15 protein-coding genes and 1 tRNA gene are annotated in these 21,686 nt (G+C 44.1%); 7 read left to right on the forward strand and 9 right to left on the reverse strand.

Going from position 1 to position 21,686, the window contains the following annotated elements; all coding sequences use genetic code 11:
- Window positions 1-39 precede the first annotated feature (39 nt).
- The 4 genes from GO495_RS23040 to GO495_RS23055 all read right to left on the reverse strand — a co-directional run bounded on the left by GO495_RS23040 (window position 40) and on the right by GO495_RS23055 (window position 6,002).
- A complete protein-coding gene (locus tag GO495_RS23040; RefSeq protein ID WP_157302191.1) occupies window positions 40-2,376 on the reverse strand; it encodes a hypothetical protein in 2,337 nt (778 codons plus the stop codon).
- A 218-nt stretch (window positions 2,377-2,594) separates the two neighbouring features.
- Complete coding sequence (gene lysA / locus GO495_RS23045; protein ID WP_157302193.1) at window positions 2,595-3,815, reverse strand: diaminopimelate decarboxylase; 1,221 nt, start codon at window positions 3,813-3,815, stop codon at window positions 2,595-2,597.
- 325 nt (window positions 3,816-4,140) lie between these two features.
- Window positions 4,141-4,551: an RNA-binding S4 domain-containing protein gene (locus tag GO495_RS23050; protein ID WP_338075455.1), complete on the reverse strand. Its 411-nt coding sequence runs from the start codon at window positions 4,549-4,551 to the stop codon at window positions 4,141-4,143.
- 80 nt (window positions 4,552-4,631) lie between these two features.
- Window positions 4,632-6,002: a dipeptidase gene (locus tag GO495_RS23055; RefSeq protein ID WP_157302195.1), complete on the reverse strand. Its 1,371-nt coding sequence runs from the start codon at window positions 6,000-6,002 to the stop codon at window positions 4,632-4,634.
- A 183-nt stretch (window positions 6,003-6,185) separates the two neighbouring features.
- Between GO495_RS23055 and GO495_RS23060 the strand changes: the two genes are divergently transcribed.
- Complete coding sequence (locus GO495_RS23060) at window positions 6,186-6,536, forward strand: RNA polymerase sigma factor (RefSeq protein ID WP_157302196.1); 351 nt, start codon at window positions 6,186-6,188, stop codon at window positions 6,534-6,536.
- Window positions 6,537-6,585: 49 nt separating this feature from the next.
- Complete coding sequence (locus GO495_RS23065) at window positions 6,586-7,770, forward strand: FecR family protein (protein ID WP_157302198.1); 1,185 nt, start codon at window positions 6,586-6,588, stop codon at window positions 7,768-7,770.
- Here the strand turns inward: GO495_RS23065 and GO495_RS23070 are convergent.
- Window positions 7,759-8,223 (reverse strand): response regulator, encoded by a 465-nt coding sequence (locus GO495_RS23070; RefSeq protein ID WP_157302200.1) that lies wholly within the window; start codon window positions 8,221-8,223, stop codon window positions 7,759-7,761. The genes GO495_RS23065 and GO495_RS23070 overlap by 12 nt on opposite strands.
- 421 nt (window positions 8,224-8,644) lie before the next feature.
- Between GO495_RS23070 and GO495_RS23075 the strand changes: the two genes are divergently transcribed.
- Genes GO495_RS23075 through GO495_RS32460 form a run of 3 tightly spaced genes read left to right on the forward strand, consistent with a single transcriptional unit; the run spans window position 8,645 to window position 10,491 of the window.
- Window positions 8,645-9,235, forward strand: a complete 591-nt coding sequence (locus GO495_RS23075; RefSeq protein ID WP_157302201.1) for a LemA family protein — start codon at window positions 8,645-8,647, stop codon at window positions 9,233-9,235.
- An 11-nt stretch (window positions 9,236-9,246) separates the two neighbouring features.
- Window positions 9,247-9,702 (forward strand): TPM domain-containing protein, encoded by a 456-nt coding sequence (locus GO495_RS23080; RefSeq protein ID WP_157302203.1) that lies wholly within the window; start codon window positions 9,247-9,249, stop codon window positions 9,700-9,702.
- 15 nt (window positions 9,703-9,717) lie between these two features.
- On the forward strand, window positions 9,718-10,491 hold the full coding sequence (locus GO495_RS32460) for a TPM domain-containing protein (protein ID WP_157302205.1): 774 nt from the start codon (window positions 9,718-9,720) through the stop codon (window positions 10,489-10,491).
- A gap of 35 nt (window positions 10,492-10,526) precedes the next feature.
- Here the strand turns inward: GO495_RS32460 and GO495_RS23090 are convergent, their stop codons facing one another.
- The 4 genes from GO495_RS23090 to gap form a co-directional block, all read right to left on the reverse strand.
- A complete protein-coding gene (locus GO495_RS23090) occupies window positions 10,527-13,580 on the reverse strand; it encodes a ligand-binding sensor domain-containing protein (protein ID WP_157302207.1) in 3,054 nt (1,017 codons plus the stop codon).
- A 15-nt stretch (window positions 13,581-13,595) separates the two neighbouring features.
- Complete coding sequence (dctA, locus tag GO495_RS23095; RefSeq protein WP_157302208.1) at window positions 13,596-14,840, reverse strand: C4-dicarboxylate transporter DctA; 1,245 nt, start codon at window positions 14,838-14,840, stop codon at window positions 13,596-13,598.
- A gap of 62 nt (window positions 14,841-14,902) precedes the next feature.
- Window positions 14,903-16,099 carry a phosphoglycerate kinase gene (locus GO495_RS23100; protein ID WP_157302210.1) on the reverse strand — a complete coding sequence of 399 codons (1,197 nt, stop codon included), beginning with the start codon at window positions 16,097-16,099 and terminating at the stop codon, window positions 14,903-14,905.
- 90 nt (window positions 16,100-16,189) lie between these two features.
- Window positions 16,190-17,206: a type I glyceraldehyde-3-phosphate dehydrogenase gene (gene gap / locus GO495_RS23105; RefSeq protein ID WP_157302212.1), complete on the reverse strand. Its 1,017-nt coding sequence runs from the start codon at window positions 17,204-17,206 to the stop codon at window positions 16,190-16,192.
- A gap of 143 nt (window positions 17,207-17,349) precedes the next feature.
- Here gap and GO495_RS23110 point away from each other — a divergent pair.
- Together GO495_RS23110 and GO495_RS23115 are read left to right on the forward strand one after the other, a co-directional pair.
- Window positions 17,350-17,421: transfer RNA gene (locus tag GO495_RS23110), tRNA-Glu, on the forward strand.
- A gap of 833 nt (window positions 17,422-18,254) precedes the next feature.
- Complete coding sequence (locus tag GO495_RS23115) at window positions 18,255-21,686, forward strand: RHS repeat domain-containing protein (protein WP_157302214.1); 3,432 nt, start codon at window positions 18,255-18,257, stop codon at window positions 21,684-21,686.

Below are 21,686 nucleotides of genomic sequence, written 5' to 3' on the forward strand. Positions count from 1 at the left end.
CTCTCCGCAACAGGGCTTTTTTATTTATATCTAGCCTGGTTAGTCCACGTTCACCTTTACCCTCACGGCCCTTAACCCACTCACACCCTGTAAATCTTCCAGGTCCAGCATTTCTACTTCAGAAGACAGGACACCTTTGTTTTGCAGGAAGCTGATGTATTTCAGATATTCTTCCACCTCTTTCGCATATGCATATACGATAGCAATAGTACCTGGCTGTGTCAAACGTTCACCGGTCTGACGTACTCTTACTTTATCTATCCGTTTTTTGATGATCTCATAACGGATATTGTAAGCACCTTCCACATCAAAGCGGCGTTCATCCTGACGGAAGCTGATATCGATCGGGTTGCTGTGTGCCAGTATCAGCTGTGTGGTCAATAAAGGCACTTTCAGTTTAGGGACCAGGCTATGCGTAATCTTAGCAATCTCCGCCATGGACGACAACTGCCACAGCCGCAGGTTGCGCAGGTATAGCATGTCGAACTTACGGTTTTGTGCAATAGCCTGACCTATATAGATATTATATTCCAATCCATCGGTACGGTACTTCTCGAAGTAACATGGAAAAGACTGCTGGATTTTATCTTTCTCTACATCCAGGTACTGCCCTATTTCAATGTTGAGTTGTGCGAGGCTGTCTTCATATTCTTCGCGGTGATGCTGAATATGTCCCTCCGTTTTACCTACCAGGGAAAAATAGTTTTCAAGGGCAGGTTGTAAGACCGGATGACTATCATACAAATGGCGGAATAAAGGTTGTATTTCATCATCCAGATAATCGTTCACTTTCAGTTCATCTTCAGACAACATACCACTGGTGATACCGGTGATCAGGTCGTTGTTCTTATATTGCAGCTCTTCCAGGAGAGGCAGATAGATAGCCTCACTGGCGTGCTGCAATGTATCCCTGATCAGTAATAACTGTTCTTTCAGGTCATCGTGAATCGCATTGCTGCGTTCTGTAGAAGAGTTGCGGATATCTACTGCACCATATAAAGGATATACATCTTCAAAAGAGATGTTACCGATGTCTTCTCTTTCTTTTTTAGGAGTATGCAGGTAATGCCACGCAGCATCTATGAATTTCCACTCTACAGCAGGCTGTAAAGCAGTGAACTGTTCTTTTATAACGCCTACGATCTTATTATTCAGGATATCCAGTCCACGGTTAAGTAACATGACTACCAGCGGATAAGCAGGCATTGACTTGCCCATTGTTTCACGACTGATCCTGTTTGGTACAGAAGAGGCCAGCTCTACGATTCCCAGCAACTGATCTTCGTGCCATATAGGGCACATTACAAAACTTTTGATCCCTTTCAGCGGAAGATATTTCAGGAAAGGATAAGTGATCGGTGTTGTTTCGTTAACGTCAGGGATCAATAACGGATCGCGGTGTGCCATTACATACTGTTGCAATTGCTGGAACAGTTGATGCTGTTGCTTTTCGTTCCCCTTCACCCCTAACATCAGACCTGTTTCGCACAGATTACATTCCAGTACGTAACGGCCATTGATCTTAGGAACGGGTATGATATGTACGGTTAAATCCGTTTCCTGCATCAGAGAGCGCACTTCTTCTTCCATGCGGCGGTAGGTTTGCTGTTCGTTACCTTCCGACATGTTCAGGACCAGGTTCCTCATGCTGTTCTGCACTTCTTCTCTGGTCACATCCTGTACGGTCCAGATCACAAATCCTTCCAGGGAAAAGTTTTGCAGTGGTATTAATTCCTGCAATGCTTCCAGTGAAAACTGGCGGATACAGAGGTTATCATAAGCGACCTTTGGCGCATCTCCTTTTACTTTTACATCAACGAAACGGGGATCGATATTTACTTTTATGTATTTCTTCAATCCATTTCCTTCCGGTACTGATATCTGGTGAATGATTTCGTTTTCGTATGTTACCGCGAACCCATATACTTTTTCCAGGATCATTTTATACAGCCATTCCAGTTTATCCCGTTTAATCTTCTCGATCGGCATTCCTTCCGGTACTACCACCAGTCCTTCACCGTTGGCGCCGAATAGTTCTTTGAAGAGATCGGAATAATAGAAAATTGCGAATTTATTAGGGACACCTATACCATAGATATCTCTGTCCATATCAACTGTAACCGGAAATATAGTAGCGATTACCAGGTCAATGTATTCCTGGTAAGCAGACATGTCGTCTGCTCCTGCGATAGGACCCAGCAGAGCCGGATTACCTTCAAAGCGTTTTATGATCTGTTGGTAGTACGCGGCACGTGCGTCTTCTTTGTTTGTTGCCTTTTGTTTCAGAAAATTCACATAAGGCGCGAAAGAGATATGGCTGTCTATCAGCACCTCTTCTTCCTTAAATATTTCCGAATTGGCGGATAATACTTTCATAATTCTAAAGTGTGTAAAAATGACTCATCTTAAATATTGCAGACGATTAAGAGCATAAAATATTGTATCTGTTAACAGCAGCGGCGTCAGTGTGCAGGATTAAGCAACAGGCAGAGATAAGATTTAGCAAAGTTATAACAATTCACCTATATCAGGTGCAAAAAAAATTGCAGATTTGCCTTCGCAAACCTGCAATAATATTTTAACATCTGTAATTGTTATAGTTCTATCTGGTTACGCAACAGGTCTTCAAAAACATCTTTTTTCCTGATAAGATGAGCTTTGCCTTCTTTGATCAAAACTTCAGCCGGTTTAAATCGGGAATTGAAGTTTGATGACATTTCGAAGCCATAGGCCCCTGCATTATAGAATACCAGGTAATCACCCTCTCTTACATCATTCAGCTTACGGTCCCAGCCGAAAGTATCGGTTTCGCAGATATTTCCCACTACGGTATAGATCCGTTCTGTTCCTTTAGGATTGGAGATATTACGGATCAGGTGGAAAGCATCATAGAACATAGGGCGGATCAGGTGGTTAAAGCCTGAATTTACACCTACGAATACGGTAGCGGTGGTTTGCTTGATAACATTTGCCTTTACTACGAAATAACCGCTCTGGCTTACCAGGAACTTACCGGGTTCGAACCATACCTGCAATGGGCGGCTATAAGTTTTATTGAACTTATTGAAGGCCTCAGACAGTTTTCTGCCCAGCAATGCGATATCTGTTTCGGGATCACCCTGTTGGTAAGCTACTTTGAATCCACTACCCAGGTCAATGAATTCCAGGTCGGGGAAATTTACCGCCAGTTCGAACATGATATCTACTCCGCGCAGGAATACGTCCACATCCTTGATTTCTGAGCCAGTGTGCATATGTAAGCCTGTCACTTTCAGTTTGGTGCTCTTCACGATGCGTTCGATATGGCGCAGCTGGTGAATGGAGATACCGAACTTGCTGTCTACGTGACCGGTAGAGATCTTATAGTTCCCACCTGCCATGATATGCGGGTTCAGCCTGATACAGATAGGGTAGCTGTCGCCGAAGCGGTTACCAAACTGTTCCAGGATGGAGATATTATCAATATTGATATTTACACCCAGGTCTTTTGCAGCGATGATCTCATCCAGATCTACGCAATTAGGGGTAAAAATGATGTTTTTAGGCTCAAATCCTGCCTTTAGCCCCAGTTGTACCTCATTGATAGATACTGTATCAAGTCCGCAGCCAAGGGAGTTAATATACTTCAGGATATTGATATTGGTAAGTGCCTTACAGGCATAGAAAAAGCGGGCATCCGTCTTTATGAAAGCATTTTGCAGCTTTTCGTACTGGATTTTTATTTTTTCTGCATGGTATATGTATACCGGTGTTCCAAATTCTTCTGCCACTTTTACCAGGAACTCTGTGGAGAGGACGTCGCTTTGTTTAGACATTTATGCATTCAGATTTACAAATTCATATGCAAGAGCCTTTCGGGCTCTTCCTAAAAGTCTGCGAATTTACTACGCAAATTCCAGAAAAGAGAATATACTATTGGCCGGTAATGTCTCAGTTTGAATATTAAGACAGCGTAGATTGCCAGATGTTGTTGATCATAAATACACTGCATCTGACTGTTTAGTTCTCTGATGTAGCTTTGGAATATGGGTTCAGGAGTTGTTTTTCAATTTAACTTCACCTAATATTCACGTCAGATAAGGTGTATTTATGATCAACAACACCTCCCGCAAAGATTATGTAACCAAACTGAGTCACTACCTATTGGCCGGCTTCCTCTTCGTCCTTATCATCCATAAAGTCGTCAAGGCTCCGTCTTTCCTTTTTGGTAGGGCGACCGATCTTGCTGGGACGTTTACCGGTATCAAAGCTGAAGGCGGTACTCTGCATAGCCAACTTATCTTCTTCAGGAGTGATATCCAGGTAGTGTTTAATGGCTTCTGCGTATTGCACCCTGTTTGGTAACAGGCTGAGGACTTCGATCTTCCATTTACGGGCTTCATTCCTGATGTCGTATTTATCTCCTATCGCTACTGCGCGGGAAGCCTTCACGGATATACCATTCAGCTTTACTTTCCCTGCTTCACAGGCAGCGGATGCCTGGGAACGGGTCTTAAAGATGCGGATAGCCCAGAGATATTTATCCAGCCGGAGTTTTTCTGTGTTCTGCACTATTAAATACTTTTCGCGAAATTAATTAAAAAAACCCGGCTCCTTTTGAGATGCCGGGTTTGTATCTGTCTTATAAAGTCTTATTTACTCAGTTCGGCAAAGTACTTATGAAAATAAGGGATTGTTTCGATACCCTTATAGAAGTTAGCCAAACCGTACTTTTCGTTGGGAGAATGCAGGTTATCACTATCCAGACCAAAGCCCATCAGGATGGTTTTAAGTCCCAGCTCTTTCTCAAACAGTGCTACGATAGGAATACTTCCACCTCCACGCATAGGGATGGGAGATTTACCAAAGGTAGCTTTGATGGCTTCGCTGGCAGCTTTGAACGCTATGTGATCGATAGGGGTAACATAAGGGCTGCCACCGTGATGGGTAGTTACCTTTATTTTTACTGATTTAGGTGCTATCTTCTCAAAATGAGCTTTGAAGAGTTCGGAGATCTCAATCCAGTCCTGATTAGGAACCAGGCGCATAGAGATTTTAGCAGATGCTTTTGAAGGCAATACTGTTTTGGAACCTTCACCGGTATAACCACCCCAGATACCATTTACTTCCAGTGTAGGACGGATACCGGTGCGTTCGATAGGAGTATATCCTTTTTCACCCCAGAGTTCATCCACGCCCAGGTCGGCCTTATATTCCGCTTCGTCGAACGGAGCAGCATTGAGGGCAGCTCTTTCTTCTTTGCTCAGGTCCTGTACTTTATCGTAGAAACCGGGAATGGTTACATGGTTATTTTCATCGTGCATGGAAGCGATCATCTGGCACAGGATAGTAGCAGGGTTTGCTACTGCACCACCGTATACACCACTGTGCAGGTCGCGGTTAGGGCCGGTCACCTCTACTTCCATATATGACAGTCCGCGCAGGCCGGTATCCAGGGAAGGATTTTCCAGGCTTAACATGGACGTGTCGGAGATAAGCACTACATCTGCCTTCAGACGTTCTTTATTTTCTTTGATAAAGATACCGAGGTTGGCAGAGCCTACTTCTTCCTCTCCTTCTATCATAAATTTGATATTGCAGGGGAGAGTATTGGTTTGGGTCATGGTTTCAAATGCCTTTACGTGCATATAAAACTGGCCTTTATCGTCCGCGCTGCCGCGGGCGTAGATCTTATCATCTTTAATAACCGGTTCGAACGGACCGCTATCCCACAGTTCAAGCGGATCGGCGGGTTGTACATCATAGTGGCCATATACCAGAACGGTAGGAAGCGCCTTATCGATGATCTTTTCACCATATACGATCGGGTGTCCGGCGGTAGGACATACTTCTACTTTATCAGCGCCGGCTTCCAGTAACCGCTGCTTTACGGCTTCAGCACAAGCCTTTACATCTTTGCTGTAGCCTGAGTCTGCACTTACAGAAGGGATGCGCAGCAGAGCCAGCAGCTCATCCAGAAAACGATCTTTATTCTTTGCCTGATAATCTTTCCAAACTTGCATGTTTCAGTGTAGTTGACTTTAAGAATGCTGCAATTTAAGGGAAAGTCATAAATTAAAGTGGGGAGTATTTCACTGTTATTTATAATCGTTAACCAGTCATTAACAATTTTGTAGATCTTTTATTCGAACTTGAACGCCTGTTTAAACCTTAAAACCGTACACCATTACAAATACCATTACCGTATGCAAACCAGCGAGGATACCGCTATGTTATCCGCATTAAAGGATAACAACCTTGATGCCTACCAGTACTTTTTTATGAAATACTATAAACCTCTTTGCGTAAAGGCGTGTCAGATGCTGGGGGATATGGAAAAAGCGAAGGAAATGGTGCAGGGACTTTTCATAGAAGTATGGCGAACAGGCGCATATAGGAAGATTGATCATTCCCCCGGAGGATTTTTTTATCAGCTTGTGTGTCAGGAATGCAGTCACCTGCAGGCTTATACAGAACGGCAAAAGGTACAATGTCCCCCCTGTAAGACGGGACCGGCACTTATACCCCAGGCATTGCACCCGCAATTACTTGTGTGAACGAATGACAGATTGAACCTTCAATAACCCTCTATAACCTCTTCTTTGTATGAGATACGACCAAGAGTATATATACACATTACTATTGCGAAAGCAACTTGGCGACTTGAGTGAAGTGGAAAATAAGCTGCTGCAAAAGGTAATGGAAACTGATGAGCAGGTGCGTAACTGCTGGTTTGAGCAGGAAGAAGCCAAGCGTTATACATTTAATGCATTTCTGGACGATTTGCGTGTGGAACATGACTGGTGTAAAGTAAGGGCGGTGTTAACACCGAAGCCATTACATACGCGGATTTACTATTTCCTGAAAAGGTACAGGGCCGTTGCGGCCATATTGCTTGCTGTTATGCTGACGGCGGCTGTATTTATCAGCACCTACCAGCATAAGGCGCCACCGGCGATCGCTCATTTTGCACCACACTATAAGAAAATAACACGTTACCATTCTTTCATGGCGCCGGTAGTTATCTTTCCTGACCAGCCAGCGGAGGAAGCCTCCGCAGTAACAGATACTGTGGTCCCTGTTGTACAGGTAGCTTCCAGGCATATAGAGAACGATACCATTTATCAGAGCAGTACCATAGAATGGAATACGCTCACGGTACCTCCGCAAACAGATTATCATATTGAACTGGCCGATGGGACAGAAGTACACTTAAATGCCAGCTCCACACTGCGCTTTCCCTTCATTTTTCCGGGGAAAACGAGGGAAGTATACCTGGAAGGAGAAGCTTACTTCACAGTAGCGCATAACCCTGCACAGCCATTTATTGTACATACCGGCACGGCATCGGTCATCGCATTGGGCACAGCTTTTAATGTCAACTCCTATGATAGCAAGGTGATGACAACATCGCTGGTACAAGGCTCAGTAATAACAGATGTAGGAGATAGCCTGGATGTAACCCTTAAGCCGGGTTATGAAGCCATTTACAGGCCAGGGGAACCTTTTAAGGTAAAGCGCTTTGATCAAACGGTCACCCTTGGCTGGAGGGACGGCATGTACCGCTTTGTGAATAAACCGCTGGAAGACATTGGCCCGGTAATGATGCGCTGGTTTGGTCTGAAGCTCGATTTTTCAACACCCGCATTATCCCATCGCTTATTCTCTGCCAATCTTGATAAAGACAAACCTCTGACTGCGTTCCTGAATGAAATATGCAGTGAGTCGGACATTGATTATAAAGTGTACGATGAAACAATTCATTTCAGCGTATATAAATCAGGAAATTAACTTCTGACGTAATAAAAACTCCAGTTTTTCATTTACGTCCAGCAGTTTGGCTGTTAACTCCTTGTTTTCTTTACGGAGAGAATATACTTCGTATGCCTTCTCAATATTATGCCTTAACTCTTCTTCGTTCCATGGTTTGGAAAAGTACTTGTACACCTGTCCTTTGTTGATGGCGTCTATTACGGCATTGATATCTGCATAACCGGTCAGTAAAATGCGGATAGGTTCGGGATACTTATCCAGGATAGATTCGAAAAATTCGATGCCCGTCATTTTAGGCATCCGCTGGTCTGAAATGATGATCTGGATTTCTTCTTTTGCCAGCACCTCTTCTGCCTCTTCCGCAGAGGCTGCCGTAAACACGGTGTAAAGTCTACGGAAAGATGCTTTAAAAGCATTTAGATTATGAATCTCATCATCAATATACAGAATATGGATGTGTTGTGCACTCATTGACGCAGACTTAAATTCAATTTAATTAAAAATAAAAAGCGTTACAAACGAATGAAAGACGAGTGGGTATGCGCAGTAAAAGTTTGCTCTGTTAAAACGCCATAACTCCCTTATAGATAAGCTGTTCCATACCTGGTTACCGGGAAATGACTGTAAAATTATAGAGAAAGCCGCATTCGGAGTTTGTTTTTTTCGACAATGACAACAACTTTTCTGTGAAAGTAAAGTAACGACGTTTTATCGTTCTACGAACAGTGGTTCATTAAAAAATGCAGACAGGTTTGTTTTTGCATTTTGCATAATTTCGTGTAGGTTTGATCTACTCAGTACCCTTGGGTACTAAGATGCACATAACCAAAGAAATATACTCGTAGTATTGTTTAATGTGTTTATCAGCATTTAACTCTAAATTAAAACTCAAATGAAAAAAAGTACACTCGTTATCGTGATTATCCTTGCCGTAGTAGTTATTTTCGGCGGCTGTGGCGTTAAGAAATATAATTCTCTGGTACAGCAGGATGAAGTAGTAAAGAGCAAATGGGGCACAGTTCAAAGCCAGTACCAACGCAGGGCAGACCTGATACCGAATCTGGTAAGCACTGTAAAGGGCGCTGCCAACTTTGAGAAAGAAACTTTAACCCAGGTAATAGAAGCCCGCGCCAAGGCTACGCAAATCACGGTGAACGCAGATGATCTTTCCCCTGAGAAAATTCAACAGTACCAGGCAGCACAGGGACAATTAACGGCTGCATTAGGCAAGTTACTGATGGTCTCTGAAGCATATCCTGAATTAAAAGCTAACCAGAACTTCCAGGATTTACAGGCACAACTGGAAGGAACAGAAAACAGGATTGCTGTTGCACGTAATGATTTTAACGATTCAGTAAAAGGATACAACAGTGCGGTACGTACCTTCCCGGGTAATATCGTTGCCAGTTTTGGCGGATTTCATGAAAAAGGATACTTCGAAGCAGATAAAGGATCTGAAAATGCACCTAAAGTGCAATTCTAAAAACCAGTTCTATGGGCATATTTCCTTTCTCAAAGAAAGAGTTGTTAACCGAAGCTGAGAAGCAACGGCTGGTACAGGCCATCCGTGCGGCCGAAAGGCTTACAAGCGGAGAGATACGGCTATACGTAGAAAGTCATTGCAAATTTGTAAATCCTATAGACAGGGCAGAAATAATATTCCTGCAACTGGGGATGGATAAAACAAAACGCAACAATGGCGTGCTACTTTATATTGCGCTTAAAGACCGCCAATACGCTATCGTAGGTGATAAAGGCATCCATGAAAAAGTAGGGGACGAATTCTGGCAACAGCAATCAAAGTTGTTACTCTCCCATTTTTCCGGTCAGAGGGTGATAGATGGCATCGAAGCCTGTATCAAAGAAATAGGAAAATCATTATGCCAGCACTTCCCTTTTGAAGCCGGCGACGAGAATGAATTACGGGATGATATCGTTATCGGGAAATAAATAAATTATTAAACCATGAGGAAATTTGGCTGGTTATGGATGCTAGCGCTATTGGTTACCACCGTTACAGGATGGGCACAGGAGATCCCTCCCCGCCCCAATCCTCCGCGACTGGTCAATGACCTTGCCGGCATCCTGCTGAGCAATGAGGCAGATGCGCTGGAAAGCAAACTAATAGCCTATAACGACAGTACCTCTACCCAGATAGCCGTTGTTACTATAAAAACTACCGGCGTTTACGACATCAGCGAAGTAGCCTTAAAAATACTGCGGGGCTGGGGTGTAGGGACTAAAGAAAAGAATAACGGGATCGTTTTACTGATTGCAGTAGACGATCATAAAATAAGAATTGAAACAGGTTCCGGTATGGAAGGCGTACTGCCTGATGCTATCGCGAACAGGATCATAGACCAGATCATTTCGCCTAATTTCCGTGAAGGACATTACTACCAGGGGATAGATGAGGGCGTTGATAAGATCATACAGGCAGCTGCGGGTGAGTACAAAGGTATTCCCTCCGGCGGCAAAGGCAGTGGTGGCGGTGTCGCCATACTGGTGGGTATTATCATTCTGGTGATTATCATCTCCTTTTTTAATAACCGTCGTGGCGGCGGTGGTGGCACTACCATCAGCAGACGCGGATGGGGAGGCTGGATAGGCCCTATGTTAATAGGTAATGCGCTTGGAGGAGGATTCGGCGGTGGCAGTCGTGGTGGTGGTGGAAGCGGCGGTTTCGGTGGCTTCGGAGGAGGCTCCGGGGGCGGCGGTGGCGCCAGTGGAAGCTGGTAAAAATTTATGAAGGCTGTCCTTAGGGGCAGCCTTTTTTATGCCTCTCCTAATGGGAACCATACATTTATCCTGGTTCCGCAAGCCTGTCCGTCCTCATCAAACAGGTCTTCAATATCAAACGTAGCATCCAGATTAAAACGCTTGTTGTAGAGGGCCAGCCTGTCGCGCGTGATTTGTAAGCCTTTTGAATTATGTCCGGATTGTTGTCTCAGCGCTGCTGCCCCAATCCTTCCGATCCCATCATCTTTAATGATACATACTACCCGGTCCTTTACCTTATGGAACGCAATGCTCACATTTCCTTTTTCCTTTTTATGCAGTAAACCATGCCATATTGCATTCTCTACAAAGGGTTGCAGTACCATTGTAGGGATATCTGTATAGTCAGCATCCAGCTCATCATCAATTGTGATCTCATAACTGAACTGATCAGCAAAACGTAATTTCTCCAGCTCCAGGTAGTTCTCCAGCATCTTTATTTCCTTGGAAACAGGGATAATGTTCAACTGAGAAGTATCCAGTACATTCCTTATCAGCCTTGCAAAACGGCCCAGGTAAGAGAGGGCCTGTTCTGTCTCATTCTTCATCATGAACGTCTGGATTGAGTTCAATGCATTAAAGATAAAATGAGGGTTCATCTGTGCGCGCAGCGCTTTCATTTCAAGCTGGGCCATCTGCTGCTGGATGACTGTTCTGCGCCTGGCGGCCCGTTTAATGTAAAAGATGCGCATCCTGAAGTAGAGATAGATCAGGGACATGATCAACAACAGCCCCAACATCCTGAACCACGCAGTTTGCCAGAAGGCGGGCAGAATATGAATCTTTAATTCCGTAATCCCTTCGGAAAAAGTACCGGCTGTATTTACGCTCCTTACCCTGAAAGTATAGTTACCCGGGGGCAGGCTGGTATATCTTGCTACCAGTATATTCTCTGCCTTCAGCCATTCTTCATCCACACCTTCCAGCTGATACAGGTAGCGGATAACCTCATGATGATATTGCAGGCTTTTAAATTCAATACTGATAAAGTTCTGACGGTAACTCAATGTAACCGGCATCCCTGTTGCCATATGCACGGTACTGTCCATCGTACGGAAGCTGAGGATGGTTACATCCGGCGGCGGTGGCGCTATATTTAACTTAGCCGGATCAAATATTACAAAGTGATCAGAAGCCCCCACCATTAATCGCCCGTCTTTTAGCCGGGCAATACAGCGTCTTACTTTACGGTTATTATCAATGATATCTCCGGACTGTACAAATGTGCTGACGGTAAAAGTTTTTGCATCGAAGCGATAGAAGCCGTATTGCGTAGTGAACCACAGTCCGTATTCGCCATCCTTTTGCATGCTTAATACCCATTCATCAAACAGGGCGCCGTCGATCTTTAAGGGTTTTAAACTACCATTGCGGGTATCGTAGAGCCATAGTCCGTGGTCTGTACCTGCGACTAAAGTGGTATCGTTCAGCAAGTCCAGGCAAGTGATATTACTGACAGACAGTTTATCAATATGAAGAACTGTTGCACTGCTCACGTTTTGGGTAAACCGGTTGAAACGGATCAGTCCTGCGTCGCTGGTAGCCAGCCATAGCAGGGAATCGTGCTGCAGGGCGATATCCATCACGGTGATAGGCCGCTTTAAGTAAGTTGTCAGCGCAGGATAATGATAGAACTGATCATGTTTGGGGTCCCAGCGGGCCAGGCCCTTTTTGTATAGTCCTATCCATACAGCCGTGTCGCTTTCCACCTGCATGTTCATGGATGTCTGATCTCCCAACAAAGGGGATTTGTGATGTGCCGTGAATGCGCCTTTATCCGGATCAAACACGGATATCCACCCGTTTTCCTGTCCTATAAGGACCTTCCCATCCGGCATTTCTGCAAAGCTCCATACCAGGCTGCGTTCTTCAGGTAGTTTTTCTTTGTGGGTGAATTGTTTTTTGAGTACCATGGATGGCGTCATCCAACTGAAACCTTTCCCCCAGTAACCGGCATAGATATAGCCTTTGCTGTCCTGGAACAGACCCGTTACTTCCGCTTTGGGTAATCCGGCAGCGTTATCATCCATGATATGGAAAGATTTATCGGGCAGGCTCAGAATATTTACGCCCTCATCTGTACCTATCCACAGGTAACCGTCACGATCGTTGAGGAAACAGTTCACTTCATATGCGTAGTGTAATCCGTCCTCATCTTTATTATTAGCAACGATATGTGTGGCGAATGTCTTAGAGCTGTCATCAAACCTGTAAATACCATTTAGTTCCGAAGAAATCCATACACGATGATCTTTATCGGAAGTAATATCCGTGATCATATTGTCCTTGATATAACAGGTCAGTTGTCCCTTATCATAACAATAAAGGGTATGACCAATGCGGACAGAGGCCCATAAGCGGTGTTGGTCATCTATATAAAACTTTCTTACACTACCGACGACTGAGAGCAAAGGGTTTTTATCCGGATTATTGGTAGCGCTGTACAGTTTTGTTCTCCCGGCATCCAGCATATAGATACTGTTCCTGCCGCTGATCCAGAGGTTACCATCATCATCTTCTATGATGGCGCTGTACATTTCCCTTCTTAATTCTTCCGGGATGCCCGGTGGTTTTATGAATGTTTCCCTTCGTTCATCGTATTGCAGCAGTCCTTCCTGGGTGGTGATCCAGATGACGCCTTTACGGTCCTGTACTATCTGACTGCAGTTAAGGTTGCCTTGTACGGCGGGGAAAATATCTGTTTTAAGTATTTTTAGTTTAGCTGTATTGGGGTCGTAAAAGCGGATATTATCCGGGGCGCCCATCCATATTCTTCCCTGCCGGTCTTCGCACAGGCAGATATCATCATAATAAATAGATCCGGGAACTTTATCGAAACTGGCGACGGTGACCAGGTTATGGCCGTCATAGCGCTGCAGGGCCGTGCTGGCTATCCATATAAATCCTTTTCTATCCTGCATAATAGCGGAGACGTGGTTGCTGGCCAATCCGCTTTTTATGTCCAGGTGCATAAAAGAGTAAGAGATGCCTGGGTCCTGAGCCTGGGCAGGAAATGTTATCAGCCATAAAAACGCAAGCATCCATCTCATACAGTGGCCTCTAAATTAAGTATTCTGCATCTCCTTAAGGTACATTTCTTCATCAAAAGCATTTTCACTTTTAGCGATTACTATTGTTGCTACCCCATTGCCTATCAGGTTGGTAATCGCTCTGGCCTCCGACATGAAACGGTCTACCCCTATCAGTATTGCCAATCCTTCTACAGGAATTACTTTGATAACAGACAGTGTAGATGCCAGCACAATGAATCCGCTGCCAGTGATCCCTGCAGCCCCTTTCGAAGTGATCATCAGGATACCGAGCACCGTTAATTCCTGCCAGATGGTTAAAGGTACGTTGAATACCTGCGCCAGGAATATAACTGCCATGGATAAGTAAATGCTGGTACCATCGAGGTTAAAGGAGTATCCGGCAGGGACAACCAGTCCAACTACTTCTCTATGGCAGCCTAATCTTTCCAGGCGTTCCATTAGTCCGGGTAAAGCAGATTCCGAGGAGGAAGTTCCGAGAACCAGCAGTATTTCGTTCTTTATGAATTTGAGATAGCGCCAGAGGCTGAAGCGATAGTATTTAGCGATAATGTTCAGGACTATGAAGATGAAGAGGAACATGGTGAGATAAACACATCCCATCAGTTTAACCATGGGCTTCAGGGATTCCACGCCGAAACTACCGATGGTGTATACCATACCGCCGAAGGCGCCTAAGGGAGCCAGCTTCATAATGAATTTGAGAATATTGAAGAATACTTCAGAGAGTCTTTCAAAGGTGGCCAGTAATGATGCCCCGCCGTTTTTCATTCTGGTGATACCATAGCCGAATAAGATAGCGAATACAAGCACCTGTAGGATATCGCCTTTGGCAAAGGCTTCTACAGCGTTGGAAGGAACGATATGCATGAGGAATTCAGTCCAGCTGAAACCGGCGGCATCTTTTTCTATTTTGGCAAGGGCGGTAACATTTGTATTGGAGAAAACAACGCCTTGTCCGGGTTTGAGCACATTAGCCAGGATGATACCGATGGTGATGGCCATGGTAGTCACTATTTCAAAGTAGAGTAAGGCTTTGCCTCCTACCCTGCCCACTTTCTTCATATCTCCCATGCGGGCAATTCCGAGGACGATGGTGAGGAAGATGATGGGAGCGATAAGCATCTTGATCAGGTTGATAAAGACGTCGCTGATTATTTTGCCTGTACCGGCCATGCCGGGGAAGCATGCCCCTACGAGAATACCGAGGATGATAGCGATGATTACCTGGAAGTATAGGTGCCGGATAAGTTTGCTCATCCATCAATATACTAAAAAAAATAAACGCCTGGCACTGTAAGCGTGTCAGGCGTTATAAATGATTATCCTTTAATAGCTGCGATACCTGGTAATACCTTGCCTTCAAAGTATTCCAGCATAGCGCCACCACCGGTAGAAACGTAACTAACTTTGTCTGCCAGGCCAAACTGGTTTACAGCAGCAACGGAGTCACCACCACCTACCAGGGAGAAAGCTCCCTGTGCAGTAGCCTGAACGATTGCATTAGCAATTGCTTTGGTACCGTGCTGGAAGGCAGCCATTTCAAATACCCCCATAGGGCCGTTCCACAGGATGGTTTTTGATTGCAGGATCGTTTCGCTGAAGATAGCGACAGACTTCTCTCCTATATCCAGGCCCATCCAGCCGGCAGGGATGTTATCATTGCTTACCAGCTGTGTGTTAGCATCCGCAGCGAATTTATCTGCAGCGATAGAATCAACGGGCAGGATCAGTGCAACACCTTTCGCTTTGGCTTTAGCGAGGAGTTCCAGTGCCAGGTCGAGTTTTTCGGTTTCACAGAGTGAGTTACCGATTTCTTTACCCTGTGCTTTGAGGAAGGTATATGCCATACCACCACCGATGATGATGTTATTAGCTTTTTCCATCAGGTTTTCTATGATGAGGATTTTGTCGCTCACCTTAGCACCACCGAGGATGGCCGTGAATGGTTTTTCTGATTTGTGCAGTACTTTTTCTGCGTTACCCACTTCAGCTTCCATTAACAGACCGAACATACGTTTGTCTGCAGGATAGTACTGGGCGATAACAGCAGTAGAAGCGTGAGCACGGTGAGCGGTACCGAAGGCATCGTTCACGTATACATCTCCTAATTTAGAGAGTTTTTCTGCGAAGGCAGCGTCGCCTTTTTCTTCTTCTTTATAGAAGCGCAGGTTTTCCAGCAGCAGGACTTCTCCGGCCTGGAGGTTTTTAGAAGCTTCTTCAGCAACGGAGCCGATGCAGTCAGATGCAAACTTTACGGTTACGCCACCGAGGAGTTTTATCAGGTGGTTTACCAGGTGTTTGAGAGAGTATTTATCGGTAGGACCGTCTTTTGGGCGACCTAAGTGCGACATTAATATAACGCTACCGCCATCTTTCAGGATTTTCTGAATGGTAGGAACGGCGGCAGTCATGCGATTATCGTCAGTAATTTCAAATTTATCATTCAGGGGTACGTTAAAGTCAACACGTACGAGGGCTTTATGACCGCTGAAGTTGAAATCGGAGAATTTGCTCATTGGTGAACTATTTATTTATGGTAAAATGGTGAACAGTGAATGGTGATCAACACCATTTACTATTCACCATTTACATAGTTATATGATAACTTATTTGCTGATCAGACCTGCGAAGTACTTAACGGTACGTACCAGCTGGGATACATAACTCATTTCGTTGTCGTACCAGGAAACGGTTTTAACCAGTTGTTTGTCACCTACGGTGATTACTTTGGTTTGTGTAGCATCGTACAGGGAACCGAAGTGGATACCGATGATGTCGCTGCTAACGATTTCGTCTTCGGTATAACCGAAAGATTCGTTGGAAGCAGCCTTCATAGCGGCGTTGATTTCTTCTGCAGTAACTTTTTTGTTCAGGATGGTAGTCAGTTCGGTTAAAGAACCGGTGATAACCGGTACGCGTTGAGCGTTACCATCCAGTTTGCCTTTCAGTTTAGGCAGTACCAGACCGATTGCTTTAGCAGCGCCGGTGCTGTTAGGTACGATGTTAGCTGCAGCAGCGCGTGCACGGCGCAGGTCACCTTTTGGATGAGGAGCATCCAGGGTGTTCTGGTCGTTGGTGTAAGCGTGGATGGTGGTCATGAAGCCAAGTTCAATACCGTATTTGTCATCCAGCACTTTAGCCATTGGAGCCAGGCAGTTCGTTGTACATGAAGCGCAGGAGATAACTGTTTCGCTACCATCGAGGATATCGTGGTTAACGTTGAATACAACAGTTTTCAGGTCGCCGGTAGCAGGAGCGGAGATAACTACTCTTTTAGCGCCAGCAGTAATGTGAGCAGCAGCTTTGTCTCTGTCTGCGAAGAAACCAGTAGATTCTATTACTACGTCAATACCATGCTGTCCCCAAGGAATCTGAGAAGGATCTCTCTGTGCGTATATCTTAATTTCTGCACCGTCTACAGAAATTGAATTTTCAGAATGCTTAACGTCTGCCTCAAAGCGACCCTGAGCAGAGTCATACTTCAGCAAATGAGCTAAAACAGCGGGACTTGTAAGGTCATTAATAGCTACCACGTCTATGCCGGGCATTTTAGAGATCTGACGGTAAACTAAACGGCCAATACGACCGAAACCATTAATACCGATTTTAAGAGTAGTTCCCATTTTACACTGAGTTTGTTGAGATTGAAAAAAATTGAGTAGCGAATTTACAAGCAATACAGGGATTAAGCAATATAAATTTAAGTTAAGCAACTTTTTTTTGAAAATATCAAAATACGGGCTACCTTTGCAGTCCTAAATTAGACGCCGCGTTGGTAAATCGGTTAATACACCTCCCTTTCACGGAGGAATGACGGGTTCGACTCCCGTACGCGGTACAAAATAAGAAGGTTGCTCAAATTTGAGCAACCTTCTTATTTTATAGAACAGATAATTCCTGGTTGCAGTATATCTTTATATTCCTCTGTTAATATTACTCCTCTAAAATCGCGGGCTTCATAAAATTGAAACATGCCTTTTCCTATATATCCAGGAATAATTTGTCCATATTAAAATAGGCAAATTAATTCCAGGGAGTATAACTGGCAGATTTTGCTATCGTCTGAATACTTTTTTATGCTGATGCAACTTTAGATTGGGCAAATCCTAAATTATTTAGCAACGCTCCTGCTGTTGCTAAATAATAACGATAAGAATTATTGGAAGAAGTCCTGAAGTTGCTTCAGACCTTCTCGCTCCTGGAAAAATCATTTCTATAAACAATGTCTTTTTTAGAAGATACAGACAGGGATATGATTAACAACATGATAAAGGGTAAAACATTCATTTTCATAAAAACGGGAAGAAGAATGCTGAAGTTACACAGATATGTTGTTAAATCTTTGCCCAAGGGTTCAATATCTGTCCAGTAATAAATTCAGGCGACATGAAAATACTTAACAAAACAATAAACTACATAAACAATATTTCCCGGAAAGTATCTCATTTTTCGAAAAACAATGTGAATTATCAATAGCGATATTATCAATGAATTAAGCCAATATTAATGATTGAATTATAACACGAACATGTAATAAGGCTCCTCATTTATTCATGATACTTTTGGTCCGTATTTGTTTAGGCTATCATTGTTACTTACCCAAGTATTGTAATTACAACAAATGCATAGTTAGCCATTAACACATTGTTCAACTATTTTTCTGTACTCTGAATGAAACGTTTCCTCTACTTAGGAATGCTTTGCATATTGTTTGGCAGTTCCCATCATTTGTTTGCGCAGGTAGACCTCCCTACCGGAAGTGCGCAGGTCAATTTTCCTTTGTATAATTATAGTAATGGCGGCAAACTGGGGCTAAATGTTAGCCTGAATTATACCGGCGGGAATGGCATTAAAGTCACGGAGATCGCCTCCAACACAGGTCTCGGCTGGGCCATACAGGCAGGTGGTATGATTAGCCGCTCCACCCGAGGTGAACCAGACGATCAGGTGGGCGGCACTCTCGACGGAGACAATATCCCTACAGGCCGCCTGTACAGCAGCTATGCCAATACCGCCATGCCGGTAAAAGCAGGATGGATACCACTACAGGATTATTCCATTCCTTATTATCGCGGCGATGCCATGGTGATCGACGACAGAGAAGCAGACATACTTACTTACTCATTCAATGGCCGTCAGGGTAATTTTATGGTCGCGTACAATGGAGCTGTTATGGTGCTGGACAATTCAAAACTAAAAATTGAAGTAGTAAACGAAGACCTTAGCGCCAGCAACATACTGACCCGCTGGAGCAAATTCATCGTCACTGATGAAAGTGGCATCCGATACACCTTCAGTGAAAAAAATCTGGATCGTATCATCCTTTACGAAACCTCCGGACAAAAGAGATTTTACCTCAACCCTCCTCCTGCAAACCTACAGACTTACGTCTGTAAACAGGTTTACAAAACAACCAATTATTCTGCCGTCAATAACTGGTATCTGAGTGAAATTTTCGATCCCCTCACCAACAAAAAAATCACCTTTACCTATGAAAATTATAATCTTGACTACATTACCGGCATTCAGGGCAGCTACAGCATTAATCCTATTGATGACCAGCAGGAAATAGTGGCACAACGTATAGAGCCACACTATACCGGCATCGTGAAGCGGCTTACTACCATTGACCTGCCTGATAATAACCAGTTGACGTTCTCCTATTTTCCCAATGAAAGAGCTGATCTACCTGGAGATAAAGCCTTGTTCAACATCACCGTCAAAAAAGCAGGTTCCATCCAATATGGCTACATTTTCAATTATCAGTACTTTTCTCAGACCAACATCAGAGATTTTTACTACGGATTTACGCCCTCCGAAGCAGTCAACTCGAGGTTATGCCTGCTGTCATTCAATAAATTTGGCGTAGGTAATTACCCGGATCAACAATACACGTTTACCTATAACACGGGTTCACTTGGCGTACCTGGTAGAAATACCCCTGCCTACGACCATTATGGGTATTATAACGGCAATACTACCTATGACTGGGGTACAGATGTTGGTATATATAAGAATGTACAAAACCTTTGCCTCTCCAACAACAGAGTGGTGATCGGCACTGTAAACATTATGGGCGCAGGTATACTGAAAAGTATAAAATATCCGACCGGTGGTACCATCAGCTATGAATATGAGGTGAATGACGCAAGTGACGGTACCTCCAACGTAAAAACAGGCGGCCTGCGTGTAAAGAAAGTCACCACCAACGATGGCGTAGGTGCAAATCAGGACATCGTCAGAGAATATAAATATGTGCAGGAAGATGGCACCAGCTCCTCCGGCTGGGGTTATGAAGCACCAAGATATCTGGATACATCCAGAACTGTACTGGTCATTCCTACAAAAGGAAACTATGCTGCCGCCAATATGGCATATTCCATAGCAATACCCGCTGCTCAGACGCTTTCTAAAATTTGTGTTTTGAAATCAAATATGGTCAAAACAGTGGAATTCCCCAAAGGGAAAATAGATGCGGGTTTAGCCACTTCCCAGATCAACAGCCTTACCACATCGCTTATTACCTCTCTTGTCTTTATAGCGGCCAGCTATCTCGTAAGAGATGTGTTTAGCTCCGATCCCAGAACCACGATCCTGGACAACCAGGTTTACTATAGCGCACACCCTGCCAATCAGAATCCGCTGCCTATGCTTTACAACAGAGTGGAAGTGTTTGAAGGTACCAGCACTGACAATCTTGGAAAAACAGTGTATGAATTCACGTCAGACAAAGACTTTGCCATCAACTATCCTGTTCGTAACACCGTTTATGCATCCAGACAACGCTATATACCATCGTTGTATGGTTTATTGAAACGCCAGCTGGTGCTAAATAAGAATGGAGAACTGGTGGAAGACAAGTACAATAAATTCACTGCAGATATTAAAGAAGAAGGAGCTGGCAGTATTTTCGCTTCCACCGCCTATAGGGCAAACCAGATGTTGGTGACCAACGCCGCAGGCTATAATCTGAATTATGACCGTATCAGTTTTGCTTCGGAAAAATATAGTCCCATTTCAGCAAACGTGATGCTGGCCTATACCATCGATAAAAAATATACCGGCAACAATTATCAGCTGAAAAGAACGGATTATGAATATGATCCCACCTATTATAATCTGAAAAAGGTCACAGTCCTCAATAGCTTCAATGAAAAAGAAGAAAAACGCTTTTATTATCCAACCGATTATACAGCTACCGGTATTTTTAAGATAATGATAGATAATCATATCTACAACCTGCCTGTCGCCTCTGAAACCTGGATATACAAAGCCGGCACGGAAGAACAACTGGCAGGTGCTGAAATCAAAGACTATCAGCTACTCAGCTCCGGGCATATAAAGCCAGCAAAAGTATACCTGCTTTCTACCAATGCCCCTGTTCCTAAAAGTACCATTGGTGTCTTTAGCCCATCCACCCTTGTCAGGAACAGTACTTATTTCAAAGAAGCGGTGAACTATAGCTATAATACAGCCGGCTATCTGGCTACCACTTCTTCGCTGAACAGCCTTACATCCTATATCTATAATGATGACAATGAAGTGATCATTGCACAGGTAACCAATGCAGGTATAACAGATATTGGCTACAGCAGTTTTGAAGCGGGTGCAAAAGGGACATGGACCGTCAACGCATCAGGAACAGCAGCTACCAGCGTAATCAATGCTACCTCCCCTTCAGGTCAGTATTGTCTGAGCATGCCTACAGTAACATCTGTGACCAAAACCGGGTTGGATGCCTCTAAAAAGTATCGCCTTACTTATTGGCAGAAAGATGGCACCATCAACGTTTCCGGGGGGACGAAAACTGATGAAAAGACACTGCTGACCAGAAATGGCTGGACTTTGATGGCTATGACCATTACACAGGCTACAGGTATCACCATTACAGGTACAGGTCTCATGGATGAGTTAAGGCTTTATCCTTACCAATGTCAACTGGTATCATCCAGTTATGATTCACACTTCAATGTGATCACTACCACCGCTCCGGATAATACCGCTATTTACTTTGAATACGATTTGTTAGGCAGGTTGAAGAATACCTATGACGCCGATCGCAATCTCGTAAAGTCAACAGATTACAAATACGTACAACAGTAA

It is taken from the genome of Chitinophaga oryziterrae (assembly GCF_009758125.1).
In the GTDB taxonomy this organism is placed as follows: Bacteria; Bacteroidota; Bacteroidia; order Chitinophagales; family Chitinophagaceae; genus Chitinophaga; species Chitinophaga oryziterrae.